Origin of the sequence: Pseudomonas sp., assembly GCF_050739655.1 — a bacterium.
Taxonomy (GTDB): domain Bacteria; phylum Pseudomonadota; class Gammaproteobacteria; order Pseudomonadales; family Pseudomonadaceae; genus Aquipseudomonas.
This window is the reverse complement of record NZ_JBOIBY010000444.1, coordinates 1-13,320: the sequence shown is the minus strand read 5'-3', so window position 1 is coordinate 13,320 and position 13,320 is coordinate 1. Positions and strand designations below refer to the sequence as shown.

The following is a 13,320-nucleotide window of genomic DNA, read 5'->3' as shown; positions in this document are numbered from 1 at the left end:
GATGGCTGTGTGACAGGTAATGAAGATGTCGCCTGGCATGGCCTCATCGCTGGCAAGCCAGCTCCCACAGGGATTGTGGTTGAGCCAAATATTTTGAGCGCCTCAGAATTCTGTGGGAGCCAGCCTGCTGGCGATGGCTGTGTGACAGGCAATGAAGATGTTGAATGTGCCGGCCTCTTCGCTGGCAAGCCAGCTCCCACAGGGATTGTGGTTGAGCCAAATATTTTGAACGCCTCAGAATTCTGTGGGAGCCAGCCTGCTGGCGATGGCTGTGTGACCGACGCAGTCGAACACATCGAGAGGAGGTGCAGCGCAGCAAACCGGAGGCGATGCCCCCGGATGGATGCCGGAGCGAAGGAACGCCGAGCCCCAGCGAGGGGCCGGACGCTGGGGCAAGACCTTTGGTTCCTTTGGGGCGTTTGCCAAAGGGACTCGCCGTAAGGGCGAAACCATAAGCAGCCGTTACCGCAGGAATGGATATGTACACCGCTAAACCGCCATCGCTGCGATGCGGCGACCCGACAAGCCAGCCCCCACAGTAAGAGCACCAACAGCCGTTACCGCAGCAATGGCTATGTACACCAGCAAATAGCCTTCGCTAGATACTCATCACCATCTGTCCACTATCAACCCGCAACTCCACCCCATTAATCGCCCTCGCCTCATCGCTAGCCAAAAACAAAACACTGGCCGCCACATCCTCAGGCCGGCACATGCGATTCATCGGGTCACTATCGATGGTCAAACGATCCGGATCGACACCTTCAGGAAAACCACCACGCGTCATATCCGTGAGCACCCCATCCGGATGCAAGGTGTTGCAACGAATGCGGTACTTACGCCGACGGCACAGCACCGCCACCGAGCGCGACAACGCCGCCACCGCCCCCTTGGAAGCGCTGTAGGCCAGATAATCGTCACGCCCGGCCAATGCCGCGATGGACGACAGGTTGATGATTGAACCACCACCGTCCTTCATCAACGCAATCCCTTCGCGACAGCCCAAAAACACACTGTCGGCATTCACCCGCAGCATCTTGTGCCAATCGGCCAAACTCGTTTCTTCAAGGCTGCCGCAGATCAGGATACCGGCGTTGTTGACCAGGATATCCAGCCGACCGTAGCGCTCGCGCACATGACCGATGACCTGCCGCCACTCCTCTTCACTGCTGACGTCGTGGCGGATAAACGCAGCGTTCGGTCCGATCTCGGCGGCCAGGGTCTGGCCGGCCTCGACGTCGAGGTCGCTGATCAGCACCTGGGCACCTTCGGCCGCCAGCAGTCGCGCGCAGGCAGCGCCGATACCCCTGGCGCCGCCGGTGACCAGCGCCACCTTGCCATTTACCCGGCCATTATTGTTTTGTTGATCGAGCATCATCGTGTCATCTCATGTGCGTGGGTCATTGGCGATGGCTGGCCTTGGGCGCGGGCGATGCTGGCCCCGGCACGTCGGCCGGAAAACACGCAGTCCGCCAGGGACAGGCCACTGATGTACAAGTGCGACGGAATCCCCAGGGCCGTGCGCCCCGCCGCGTACAAGCCCGCGATCGGCTGGCCCTGCTCGTCCAGCACGGCACCGCTGCGCTCATCGACTCGAAGTCCGCCCAACGTCAGCGCCCCCAGCGGAAACACCGGGTTGGTCACGGAAATATCGCAGGCGTAGAACGGCCCCTCCATCAGCACATGACGCCCGCCCTCGGACTTGCCGAACGGCTCCGGCGCCTCGCCACGGGCGGCGGCGTTGGCCGCCAGCACCGAGGCGCGCAGTATCTCCGGGTCCATGGATGTCGCATTGGCCAGCTCGCTCAGGCTCTTGCCCTTGCGCACCTTGAACAGCATCAGCGCCAAAGCCGGAAAACTCTGGAACCACCAGTAGCCGCCGAACAGTGCCTCGCGGATGGCCTTCTTGCGCAACGGCGCATCCAGCACCAACCAGGCTTTGCCGCCCTGCTCCTCCATCAAGGGCTGGCCCAGAGTCGCGCCATAAACCTCTTCGTTACAGAAGCGTCGCCCTTCGCGATTGACCACAATGCCTTTGTGCCAACTGTACGGCGGGTTGAGGAAGCGCCACGCCGATACCCGCTCAAGCCCCTTCCCCTGACCACCGACACTGGCGCCCAGCCGCAAGCCGCTGCCATCGCAACCGGTGGCACCGACCTTGAAGTTGCGGCGGAACTTGGGCGCGTGTTGATCGAGCAACTGGCGATTGAAGATGAAACCGCCAGTGCTGAGGATCACGCCATTGCGAGCCCGCACCCATCGCGGCCGGGCGAAATCCCGTTCGAGCTGGCAGACCTTGCGGCGCAACTTGTTGCAGTAGCCAGGGGCAAAATTCTGCAAGCGCTCTGCGCGAGCGGCCAATCGCGCATGCAGCTGCGCTTCTTTGCTGCCTGCAGGCATGCAGAGAAATTCGACACCCAGCACCCGCCCCTGAGAGTCGGTCACCAGCCGTCGCGCCGCCGCTTGCAACAGCGGCCGAGCCCCAGCCTTCAGACATGCCGATTTGAGGTGGGCATAGAGCACCGCGCCGCCCTGGCCCTTGCCCACGGTGCGATGACCGCGTGGCGCGGCCGGCAATGGCCCGCCATGGCTCGGCACCAGCTCGTTACCCGAGTAGTAGAGGAAGTAGCCATCGGACGGATATGACGTCTTGCCGCCCGGGGGCATCTGATGGGCGTAGGGTGCGCCGTGGCTTTCCAGCCACTCCAGGTTGCTCACGCTGTCGGCACAGAAGCGCCGCAGGGTGTCGTCGCTGACCACGTTTTGCGTTTCGTGCTTGAGGTAATCGAACATGGCTTCGGGGCTGTCGTTAAAGCCCGCCGCCCGTTGATGCCGCGTGCCGCCACCGGCATACACAACCCCGCCGCTCTTGGCGCTGGCCCCACCGCCGGTGAAGCGGTCGGCGATTATGACGTCGCCGCCCTGAGCGCGAGCCTCAAGGGCGGCGCAGGCACCCGCCGCACCCCAGCCGACGACCAGTACGTCGCACTGTTCGTCCCAGGCCACCTGGCTGCCGTCTGCCACTTGCAAGGGTGGCAGCACTTCGGTGCTGGGTAGATTTTCGAAACTGGTCATTTGCGCTCCTGACGTTGACTGGCCAGGTGGTTGGCGGCGACATAGCCGAAGGTCATCGCCGGCCCCAAAGTGCCACCGGCGCCGGGATAGCTGGTGCCCATCACCGACGCCGAGCAGTTGCCGATGGCGTACAACCCGGCGATGGCCGTGCCGTCTTCGCGCACCACCTGGGCATGTTCGTTGGTCAGCAGGCCGCCCTTGGTGCCGATGTCACCGGCATCCAGGCGCATGGCGTAGTACGGGCCTTTGCGCAACGGCGCCAGGCACGGGTTGGGTTTGACGTTGCAGTCGCCGTAGTAACGGTCAAAGACGTTGCCGCCCCGGGCGAAGTCGAGATCCACACCGGAGCTTGCGTAGCCGTTGACCTTGGCCACCGTGGCTTCCAGGCCGGCACTGTCGACGCCGATTTGCCGCGCCAGGCCAGCGAGGGTGTCGGCCTTCCAGTACAGGTTGTTGAGCCACTCCTTGCGCAGGCGGCTGTCGGGCATGACTTGACCGGGCATCAACGGGCCCATGGCGTAGTTGAAACGGAAATGGCCGTCGAAGATCACCCAGGCCGGAACGGATTTGCCGGCGGTTTTGCCGTCGTCCTTGTACATGGCATCGACGAACTCCAGGTACGGCGCCGCTTCGTTGACAAAACGCTGGCCCTGGCTGTTGACCACGATGGCGCCGGGGAACGCACGCTCAGCGAAGATCCCACGGGGCTTGTCTTCACCCGGAACGGCAATGGTCGGCGCCCACCAGGCCCAGTCCATCAATGCGGTGGCCGCCCCTTGATCGATGCCAGCAACGAGCGCCGCGCCGGTGTTGTTGCCCGGGGGTGTCGCGCTCCAGGCCTTGCGATTGGGTTTGGGCAGGTACTGGTCGCGCAGGGCCTGGTTTTGCTCGAAGCCCCCCGAGGCCAGGATTACCCCGTGGCGCGCACGCAGTTGCCGTTCGCTGCCGGATTGCTGCACGGTGATGCCGGCGATCCGTCCGCCTTCGGTGATCAGCCCGGAAAAATCAGTGTTGAGCCACAGCGGGACGTTGCGATCCATCAGCGAGCGCCGTAGCGAGGCCACCAGCGAACTGCCCAGGGACGCACGGCGATCCATCTTGCTCTTGCGTCGCCATTTGAAATCCAGTTTGTAGCGCAGCATCAGCTTCATGATCAGCAGGCGCCAGCCAAAACTGCGGGCCATGGCCTTGTGCGCATCACGCGCCGTCCAGGCAATGCGCCCCATCAGCAGGGTTGAAGGCGACGGCTTGCGCAGGTTGGCCAGTTCATCACCCAACAGGCTGGTGTCGAACAGCTCCGGGTCCAGGGTGCGGCCACCGGCAAGAGCCCCCGGCAGGTGCGGGTAATAATCGGGGTATTTGGCCGCGACCGCATAGCGTACCCGGCTGGTGCGGGTGAGCTGTTCGATCATCTTCGGCGCATTGTCCAGGTAGGCACGCAGGCGCACTTCATCGACATGCTCGCCAGCGGCCGCCTTCAGGTAGGTCAGCGCCGTGGCGTAGCTGTCGTTGCTGCTCATGCGAGCGAAATAGTGGTTGTTGGGGATCCAGATACCGCCGCCGGAGATGGCCGAGGTGCCGCCGTACTGGTTGCTTTTTTCCACCACCAGTACGCTTAAACCCTGGTCGGCGAGAAATACCGCCGACGTCATCGCACCGGCGCCCGAACCGACGACGATCACGTCGTAATAGGTCTGTGACTGAACTTGAGCCGTCATTGTTGTTATGCCATTAGCTGAGGTCAGAAAAAAACCGCCGACGACGCAGCGGGTGCGCTGGCGGAGTGCAGCCCATGATCAGGGCTGCGGGGGGATGGGCTCATCGTCAAAGTGGACTAGGGGCGGCGAGACTCGCCCTCCCCATTACTGATCGTTCCCACGCTCTGCGTGGGAATGCATCCCGTGACGCTCCGCGTCACCCCCGTAGACAGCGAGACGCGGAGCGTCTCTGGCGGCATTCCCACGCAGAGCGTGGGAACGATCAACGCAGAGCGTGGGAACGATCTACCGGGAGCCCGGATTACACCGCCGCCCGCCTCGCCGCCCACGGATGCGCCTGTTCCAGTTGGCTGGCCAAACGCAGTAGCACGTCTTCGCCACCCAACCGCGCAGTGAACATCATGCCCACCGGCATCCCGCTGTCGCTTTGCCCCAACGGCAGGGAAATGGCCGGTTGGCCGCTGACGTTGGCCAGCACGGTGAAGCCGGCGCTGCCCATGGCGTGGTGGGCGTAGCTTTCCCATGGCTGGTCGAGTGACAACAGGCCGAGTTTCGGGGTCAGGCTGCCGGTGACCGGCGACAGGATCACGTCGTAGCGTTCGAAGTGCTGCTCCATGGTCGCGCCGATGCTTTCGAACGACTGGCGTGCGCGGTACAGGTCCTCACCGCTGGTGCCCTTCGATCGCTCCAGGTTGACCAAGGTGATCTTCTCCAGATCCTGCGCCGTGGCCGCCCGTCCAAGTACCTGCTCACGATCATGGATCAGAGTGCGCAACGCGGTACCGATGACCATGCCATGGGCGCCGAACAGCTGGCGCGGGTCGACGTTCAGGGTCAACTCGTCGAGCTCATGCCCAAGGGCCTGTAGCTGCTTGATAGTCTGCTCCAGCGTCGCGACAATTGCCGGTTCCAGCGGGGCACCGGTCAGCGACTGGCGAACCACCGCCACGCGCAGTTTGCCCGGCTCGCGCTGCAACTCTTCGACATAGGGTCGCGCCAATGGAGGCAGCCAATAGTTACTGCCCGGTTCATGGCCTTGGCCGACATCGAGGAACAGCGCCGTATCGCGCACCGAGCGCGAAACCACGTTGGCCACGCTGGCACCGAACCAGCCTTCGAAATGCAACGGCCCGCTCGGGGTGCGATAGCGGCTGGGTTTAAGCCCCACCAGACCGCAGTAGGACGCCGGAATGCGGATAGAACCGCCGCCGTCGGTGGCGTGGGCCACGGGTACGATCCCGGCCGCCACCGCTGCGGCCGCACCACCGGAGGAACCGCCGGCGCTCATGGCCAGGTTCCATGGATTGTGGGTCTGCCCCCAGGCCAGGGATTCCGTGGTGGTGGTCAAGCCGAACTCTGGGCACGTGGTCTTGCCAAATGGCACCGCACCAGCCTGTTCATAGCGAGCGATCAGGGTGCTGGTGCGGGTGGCGGGCGGCGCGTCCTTGAACATCCGGCAGCCGTTGCTGGTGATGGTGCCTTGCAGTCCGGTGTTGAGGTCCTTGATCAGCAGCGGCACACCGGCCAGCACCCCTTGATTGAGGGTGCCGGCCGCACGGCGCTGGGCGAGCAGGTTGCGGGCGTAGGCTTCGTGCAGCATGTTCACGGCATTGACCTTCGGGTTGACCTCGTTGTAGCGGGCCAGCGTCGCCGCCAACAGATCCTCGGCACTGAGCTCGCCACTGCGGATCGCCTGGCTCATGGCCCACGCATCCATGGCCTGGTAATCGCTGGCCGAAAGCCCTTGCGCGCGGACGTCGGCAAACCGCCCCAGCAGCCCGACGCCGAGCGCGACGGCACCGGCCTTTAGCACGCTGCGACGCGGCCAGCCCGTGGTGGTTTGGAATGCTTCGTTTTCGTGGTTTTCCATGGGAATGATCGCGCCCTTGTTATGGGTTATTGGGGATTCGGGTGTTGATTCCTGCGCGAGGGTTCGCTCGCGCAGGAACTGCGGTGCTCACTTGGCATAAACCAACCGTTCAACCGACATTGAAACGTGCGGACAACTGATCCAGCTCCCGCGCCAGTTGCTTCAGGTCTGTGGCGGCCTCCGCGCTGCGCCCGGCGTTGGCGGACAGCGCATCGGTGCCGCTGGAGACGCTCTCGACCCGCGTGACCATTTCCCGGGTAACCCGCACCTGCTCGGTAATCACCGTGGCAATGGTGTCGACGCTACGGATCACATCATCGGTGCCACTGCGAATTTGCGCCACTGAATCACCGGCTTCATGGGCCAGGCTGACGCCGTCGCGCACTCGACTGACCACCCTGCCCATGCCATCGACCACGGCCAGGGTGCCCTCTTGAATGCGCTGCACCGTGAGGTCGATCTCGCCAATCGAGCTGGCCGTGCGTTGGGCCAGCAAGCGTACTTCGTCAGCGACCACCGCAAACCCGCGCCCCGCCTCACCGGCCCGCGCAGCCTCGATAGCGGCGTTGAGCGCCAGCAGGTTGGTCTGCTCGGCAATGTTGCGGATCACCTTGAGCACGTGGCTGATGTCTGCGGAAAATCCTTCCAGTTCGCGGATGTGCACAGCCGTATCGCTGATCACATCGCTGATGCGATTCATCTCCTGGGCCATGCCGCGGATAAAGCCCTCGCTCTTGCCCGAGCGCCCCGCCGAATGCTGGGTGATGTCCCGCGAAACGCCGACATGGCTTTCCACTTCGTTGATCGACCCGGACAAATCCTCCACGGCCCGGGAAATCCCGCGAACCGCATCGGCCTGTTGCTGGGTCGCCGCGCTCGCCAGCTCCGCCGATTCGGCCATGTGCGCCGCTTCTCGACTGACCCGACGCACCAGTTCACGCATTTGTGAAATGAGCCCGTTGAGGCCGTCACGCATCTGGGCAATGTCGCGCAGCATCAGCGCGAACTCGTCGCTGCCCTTGATCTCGATCGGTTGCAACAAGTCGCCACCGGCAATGGCACGCACACTGGAACCGGCCTGGGCAAAGGCACGCCTGAGACGGCGCAAAGTGGAAAACGCGGTGAGGCTGCCCGCCAGCCCACCCACCACCGCCAGCGCCATGTAAGCCAGCAGCGTCGAGCGATAGCGCTGCTGCGCCGCCTCGTAGGCTTGCGCGGCACTGGCCTTCTGCAAAGCCTGCAATTTGCTCAACTCAAGGACGGCGGCATTGCCTTCAGGCTCGGCCATGCGCAGAAAGGACAAGACGCCCGACAAGCGAAAGTCCCCGGCTCGCAAGGATTCCACCAGGATGCCCAACTCGTCCTGCCACGCCTGGTAATGCTGGTCGAAGGCATCGGCCGCCTGCTGCTCTTCACCGCTCAACGAGCGCTGGCGATAGCTCGCCCAGATTTCCGCCAGTGCCCGGTTGTTACTCTCGATGGCACTGAGTGTGGCTTCTACCGGACGATCGAACGCTGCCACCAGCGGGCCTTCCGGATCGTGCTGGATCGCCAGCAGTACCTGCCGCCGACTTTCATCGAGGCGGTGCTGGATGTCACCGAACCTCATCAGCGTTGCCAGGTTGTCCTCATTGATTGCCCGCAGGCTGTCACGCGCCTGTTGCAGGCCATAGGCCCCCAACAGCACCGCCAGCACGAACAGCAACGTGGCCAACAGCGCCCAGAGCCACAGGCGCTGGGCGATAGTGATTGCCTTGAACATTTTCAATGGCCTGTCTCAAGCAGCGAACAGGGTGTGAACACACCCCGCGCTGGAATCAGTCGGAGGTGACCCCGGCCAGCATGGCTGCCAGGTAGTGCTCGCCGTACGGCGGCAACAGGCCCCACTCGCGGCGCGGGTCGTGGGCCGAGGCCTTGAACACCGTGCGCATGTGACTGAATTCGAGAAAGCCTTCGCGACCGTGGTAATGGCCCATGCCCGACGCGCCCACGCCGCCGAAGGGCGCATCGTGCATGGCCGCATGCATCATCACGTCGTTGAGGGTGACCCCGCCGGACAAAGTGTTTTCCAGCACCTGACGTTGCTCCTGGGCATCTTCACCGAAGTAGTACAACGCCAGGGGACGCGGCCTGCCGTTGATGTCAGCGATGACCTGATCCAGATCGTCATAACTCAAGACGACCATGGCTGGGCCAAAGATTTCCTCGTGCATGATCAAGCTGTCCGACGCCGGATCAATCACCACCCGCAGCGGTCGGCGACGGTCATGGGCATCGATGGCCAGCGCTTCAGGCAGGCACTCGATGCGCGCACCGCGCTGGCCTGCGTCTTCAACCAGGCCTTCGACCCGGTCCAGGTGACGCTGGTTGACCACGGCCACCACATCCGGGTTGCCCGTCACGGTCGGATTGAGGTCGCGATAAGTACCGCGCATCGCATCGAGGAACGACTCGAGCCGGGCCTTGGGCACGTAGACCACATCCGGGTTGATGCAAATTTGCCCGCCGTTGCTGGCCTTGCCTGCGGCGATGCTGAACGCGGCCTTGTTCAGGTCGGCACTGCGGGAAATGATCACCGGCGACTTGCCGCCGAGTTCCAGGGTCACGGGCACCAGGTTCTTTGCGGCATTGCTCATCACCTGTCGGCCAATCGCCGTGCTGCCGGTGAATACCAGGTGATCGAAAGGCTGGCTGCTGAATGCGTCGCCCAATTCCGGCCCGCCGTTGACCATCGCCACCACCAGCGGGTCAAGGTGTTCGGCGCACAGGCGCGCCACCAGTTCAGCGGTGCGCGGCACCACCTCCGAAGGTTTGAGGATCGCCCGGTTACCGGCCGCCAGGGCCGAGGCCAATGGACTGAACAGGGTATACAGCGGCGCGTTCCAGGTACCGAGGATGCCCACCGTACCTTTTGGCTGGTACATCACCCAGGCCCGGGCGCCGAGCTGGTCATAAGGGGAAAACATCTCGCGCGGTTCGTCCGGCATCCAATCCTGCAGGTGGTCACGGGCGTATTTGAGCGAAGCCAGGGAGCCCAGCACATCATTCATCAAGGAGAAACCGGCGGGCCGTCCGCCAAAATCCTGGTCGATCGCCGTGGTCAATGCTTCATGGTTTTGCACCAACAGATCGATCACTTGTTGCAGGCGCTGGCGGCGGGTGTCGGCGCTGACATGGCCGGCGCCGGCAAAGGCGTTTTTCTGTTGTGCCAGCAGGCCGCAAAGGCCGTCGACGGAAGACGTGGCTGAACTCATTGTTATCCCCTTGCAGGTTGGCTCGATGGCCGGTGAGCGCCCGATGCGCCTGGCGCCACCCTAGCCTCGCGGACCGCCGCGCCGCCTCGTCCAATCGGACGAGAGACCCGCATTAGTGTTAGTCCGTTGAGACGATGTTAGGGCCATGCAATCGCCCAATACTGGCCATACGAAAATCCCACTCCATGAGGCCAGTCATGGCAATGCAAAACATCAGTTTCGATCCCCAGGCCTTTCGTGCCGCCCTCGGCACGTTCACCACCGGTGTCACGATCATCACCACCCAGAGCGAAGATGGCTCGCCGGTAGGCATCACCGCCAACAGCTTCAACTCGGTGTCGCTCAACCCGCCGCTGGTGCTCTGGAGTCTGTCCAAGCAAGCGCGCAGCCTGCCGGTCTTCAGCAACGGCAAACACTGGAACGTGCACGTGCTGTCCACCGAGCAGGAAACCCTGTCGGGGCGTTTCGCCACCCAGGGCGAGGACAAGTTCGCCGAGATCGAACTCGATGATGGCGTCAGCGAGGCGCCACTGCTGCAGGATTGCACCGCGCGTTTCCAGTGCCGCACGGCGTTCCAGTACGAAGGCGGAGACCACGTGATCTTCGTCGGCGAAGTGCTCGCCTTCGATCACAGCGACCGTGCCCCGCTGGCCTTCCAGAGCGGTCAATATGCCTTGGCTACGCGCAAGCCGCGTAGCGAGCTTCGCCTGGCGACCACCCCGCCGCCACCGGAATGCAGCTACACCGAGGACTTGCTCGGCTACCTGCTCGGGCGCGGGCATTACCAGGCACTCGACGCCCTGCGGCAACTGCTCAATAGCCAGCAGCTGGACGAACAGACGTTTTTCATCCTGTCGATCCTGTGCATTCGCGACAACATGACGCTCGAAGAAATCAACACCTTCGTCAGCTACACCGGCCGTGAAGTGACGCTGGCGAGCATGCGTTTTCTTGAACGCCAGCGGCTGGTGGCGTTCGAGGGTTCGGCAGAATCGCTGCGTTTTGTCCTGACCGCTCAAGGCCGCGAAATGTCACTGCATCAACTGGCGCTGGCCAAGGCGGTGGAAGAGGATCTCTCGGCCAAGCTCGGTGCCGCTGACGCACAGGCATTGAAGGTTTTGCTCAAGCGCCTGATCGTCGTCAGTGATCCCGGCTTGCCGGATCTGTGGGCGCCGCGATGACCGCCCGCGCTGGTGCACTGCTGCCCACCACGGTCGGCTGGGGCAGCCATGGCTTGCTGTTGCTGCTGGCCATGGTGTTTGCCGACAACTTTGTCGGCCGCCAGATCCTCGCGGTGATGGTCGAACCGATCAAGTCCGAATTCGCCGTCAGCGATACCGCCATTGGCCTGATCTCGGGCCTGGCGTTTGCGGCTGTCTACGCGCTGATGGGCCTGCCAGCGGGTCGACTGGTGGATCGCATGCCGCGTATTCGCCTGCTGGCCATGTCGTGCGTGCTCTGGGCCGTGGCGACCATGGCCTGCGGGCTGGCGGGCAGCTTCCTGGCGCTGGCCGGTGCGCGGATGCTGGTGGCAATCAGCGAATCGCCGACCACCTCGGCTTCGCTGTCGTTGATCGCAGACCTGTATCCGCCGCAACGACGCTCGTTCGCCATCAGTTGTTTTACCGCGGCACCGACGTTTTCTTCGATCATCGGTTTGAGCATCGGCGCCTGGGTGGTCGAGCAATATGGCTGGCGCACCGCGTTCATTGCCCTGGGCGTACCGGCCCTGGCGTTTGCTGCGGTTCTGGCGTTTTTCGTGCGTGAGCCGCAGCGTGGCCGTTGGGATCTCACGCCCCATGCTCACACTGCGCTGCTGGGGATGGGCGCCGAAGCGCGCAAGCTCTGGGCGTTGCCAGCGTACCGTTGCCTGATCCTCGCCGGTGGCCTGACCACGCTCAGCTCCTATGCCATCGGCATGTGGAACACCAGTTTCCTGGTGCGCTCCCATGGCTTGTCGCTGCAACACGCAGGCTTGCTGGCTGGGGTGATATGCGGTATCTCAGCCGGCATTGGCGGCCTGTTCAGTGGCTGGTTGAGCGATCGCCTGTGCCGTCGCCATCCCCACTGGCAAGTGTCCATTCCTGTACTGGGCCACCTGGCAGCCCTCTGCGCGCTGGTCCCCTACCTGCTGTGGTCCGACACCTTGCTGGTGCGCCTGGGTGATGTGCCGATTCCAGCCGCCATGCTCTGGTGTGCGCTGTATTCGTTTTTTGCCGTGTGGTGGGTTGCCCCGTCCTACAACCTCGTCACCCAGTTGGTGCCGCCCAGCCGCCGCGGTTCCGCCATGGCCCTGCAAACCATCGTCAGTACCCTGCTCGGGGTTGGCGTCGGGCCGCTGATCACCGGGTTGTTCAGCGACATGCTGCTGCCTGTGTTTGGCCGCGAGTCACTGCGATATGCGCTGCTGCTGGTGAACCTGCCAGTGATTTGTTCGGTGCTGCTACTGATGCGCACGGCCCGGCATGCTTCCAGATCAAACTACCGCCACGCGGGATAAACAACCATGGCCACGAACATCGCAATAGCCAACGCAGTACCGAGCGCCCGCGATCGACTTCTCGACGCGGCGGTTGAACTCTTTGCCACCCACGGTTTTCAGGCCATCGGCTTGCGCGATCTGGCGAGCTACCTGGGGCTGCATGCAGGCTCTTTGTACCATCACATCGAAAACAAACAGGCCTTGTTGTTCGAACTGATCGAAACCGGTTTGTCAGACCTTTTGCTGGATACGACGCATCGAATGAAAGGCGCCCGAAGCCCTGGCAAGCGTCTGCGGTTATTCATTCAAGCCTTTGTCGCCTTCAACTTCAGTGAAAGAAACAAACTGGCCCTGATTACCCGTGAATTCGCCAACCTCAGTGAAGAACAGAAGGATCAGATCCAGAAGCTGAAGGACAAATACTCATCGCTTTTGGGCGCAATCATCAGTGATGAGTATGGCAAGGCAGGCATGTCTGCGCATGACATCCGTTGGACGGCCAATACCGTCATCGTTCTGCTGTTTGGGCAATCACAGTGGTACAACGAAGAAATGACTGAAGCGCAACTCACCGATGCGCTCACCAGCCTTGCGACCTGCATTATCGAAAATCACAAGCCAACACATAAAACTGTAGGAGCGAGCTTGCTCGCGAAAAACATTTAGGCGCCGCGCCCATTCAGGATGTCCACGTCATCGTTAACGTTTTTCGCGAGCCTCGCTCCCACAGGTTCTTTCGTCGACCACAAAATCCATGGACAACACAAAAACCTGTGGGAGCATGGCTTGCCCGCGAAAGCGGTGTGTCAGGCAACGAAGATGCTGAGGCTGCCGGCCTCTTCGCGGGCAAGCCCGCTCCCACAGGTTCTTTCGTCGACCACAAAATCCATGGACAACACAAAAACCTGTGGGAGCATGGCT

9 protein-coding genes are annotated in these 13,320 nt (G+C 62.8%); 3 read left to right on the top strand and 6 right to left on the bottom strand.

Annotation, left to right across the window (positions count from 1 at the left end; translation table 11 throughout):
• Positions 1-598 precede the first annotated feature (598 nt).
• From ACRESJ_RS21365 to ACRESJ_RS21340, 6 genes are all read right to left on the bottom strand, one after another.
• Positions 599-1,378, bottom strand: a complete 780-nt coding sequence (locus ACRESJ_RS21365; RefSeq protein WP_431759677.1) for an SDR family oxidoreductase — start codon at positions 1,376-1,378, stop codon at positions 599-601.
• Positions 1,375-3,075: an FAD-binding protein gene (locus ACRESJ_RS21360; RefSeq protein WP_431759676.1), complete on the bottom strand. Its 1,701-nt coding sequence runs from the start codon at positions 3,073-3,075 to the stop codon at positions 1,375-1,377. The genes ACRESJ_RS21365 and ACRESJ_RS21360 overlap by 4 nt, the downstream gene beginning before the upstream one ends.
• On the bottom strand, positions 3,072-4,793 hold the full coding sequence (locus tag ACRESJ_RS21355) for an FAD-dependent oxidoreductase (RefSeq protein ID WP_431759675.1): 1,722 nt from the start codon (positions 4,791-4,793) through the stop codon (positions 3,072-3,074). The genes ACRESJ_RS21360 and ACRESJ_RS21355 overlap by 4 nt, the downstream gene beginning before the upstream one ends.
• Positions 4,794-5,094: 301 nt before the next feature.
• Positions 5,095-6,663: an amidase gene (locus tag ACRESJ_RS21350; protein ID WP_431759674.1), complete on the bottom strand. Its 1,569-nt coding sequence runs from the start codon at positions 6,661-6,663 to the stop codon at positions 5,095-5,097.
• Between the two features lie 109 nt (positions 6,664-6,772).
• Positions 6,773-8,425 (bottom strand): methyl-accepting chemotaxis protein, encoded by a 1,653-nt coding sequence (locus tag ACRESJ_RS21345; protein WP_431759673.1) that lies wholly within the window; start codon positions 8,423-8,425, stop codon positions 6,773-6,775.
• A gap of 55 nt (positions 8,426-8,480) precedes the next feature.
• Complete coding sequence (locus tag ACRESJ_RS21340; RefSeq protein ID WP_431759672.1) at positions 8,481-9,917, bottom strand: coniferyl aldehyde dehydrogenase; 1,437 nt, start codon at positions 9,915-9,917, stop codon at positions 8,481-8,483.
• A 197-nt stretch (positions 9,918-10,114) separates the two neighbouring features.
• Between ACRESJ_RS21340 and ACRESJ_RS21335 the strand changes: the two genes are divergently transcribed.
• The 3 genes from ACRESJ_RS21335 (at position 10,115) to ACRESJ_RS21325 (ending at position 13,065) form a co-directional block, all read left to right on the top strand.
• On the top strand, positions 10,115-11,098 hold the full coding sequence (locus ACRESJ_RS21335) for a flavin reductase (RefSeq protein ID WP_431759671.1): 984 nt from the start codon (positions 10,115-10,117) through the stop codon (positions 11,096-11,098).
• Entirely contained in the window at positions 11,095-12,417 is a 1,323-nt protein-coding gene (locus ACRESJ_RS21330; protein ID WP_431759670.1) for a spinster family MFS transporter, read from the top strand. The genes ACRESJ_RS21335 and ACRESJ_RS21330 overlap by 4 nt, the downstream gene beginning before the upstream one ends.
• Positions 12,418-12,528: 111 nt before the next feature.
• Positions 12,529-13,065, top strand: coding sequence for a TetR/AcrR family transcriptional regulator (locus ACRESJ_RS21325; RefSeq protein ID WP_431759669.1), 537 nt, complete (start codon positions 12,529-12,531; stop codon positions 13,063-13,065).
• Positions 13,066-13,320 lie beyond the last annotated feature (255 nt).

What these genes read in the sequence shown, in the direction of transcription:
- ACRESJ_RS21335 (WP_431759671.1), top strand. Translation starts at nt 10,115, where the DNA reads ATGGCAATGCAAAACATCAGTTTCGATCCCCAGGCCTTTCGTGCCGCC.
- ACRESJ_RS21345 (WP_431759673.1), bottom strand. Translation starts at nt 8,425, where the DNA reads ATGTTCAAGGCAATCACTATCGCCCAGCGCCTGTGGCTCTGGGCGCTG.
- ACRESJ_RS21355 (WP_431759675.1), bottom strand. Translation starts at nt 4,793, where the DNA reads ATGACGGCTCAAGTTCAGTCACAGACCTATTACGACGTGATCGTCGTC.
- ACRESJ_RS21350 (WP_431759674.1), bottom strand. Translation starts at nt 6,663, where the DNA reads ATGGAAAACCACGAAAACGAAGCATTCCAAACCACCACGGGCTGGCCG.
- ACRESJ_RS21340 (WP_431759672.1), bottom strand. Translation starts at nt 9,917, where the DNA reads ATGAGTTCAGCCACGTCTTCCGTCGACGGCCTTTGCGGCCTGCTGGCA.
- ACRESJ_RS21365 (WP_431759677.1), bottom strand. Translation starts at nt 1,378, where the DNA reads ATGATGCTCGATCAACAAAACAATAATGGCCGGGTAAATGGCAAGGTG.
- ACRESJ_RS21330 (WP_431759670.1), top strand. Translation starts at nt 11,095, where the DNA reads ATGACCGCCCGCGCTGGTGCACTGCTGCCCACCACGGTCGGCTGGGGC.
- ACRESJ_RS21360 (WP_431759676.1), bottom strand. Translation starts at nt 3,075, where the DNA reads ATGACCAGTTTCGAAAATCTACCCAGCACCGAAGTGCTGCCACCCTTG.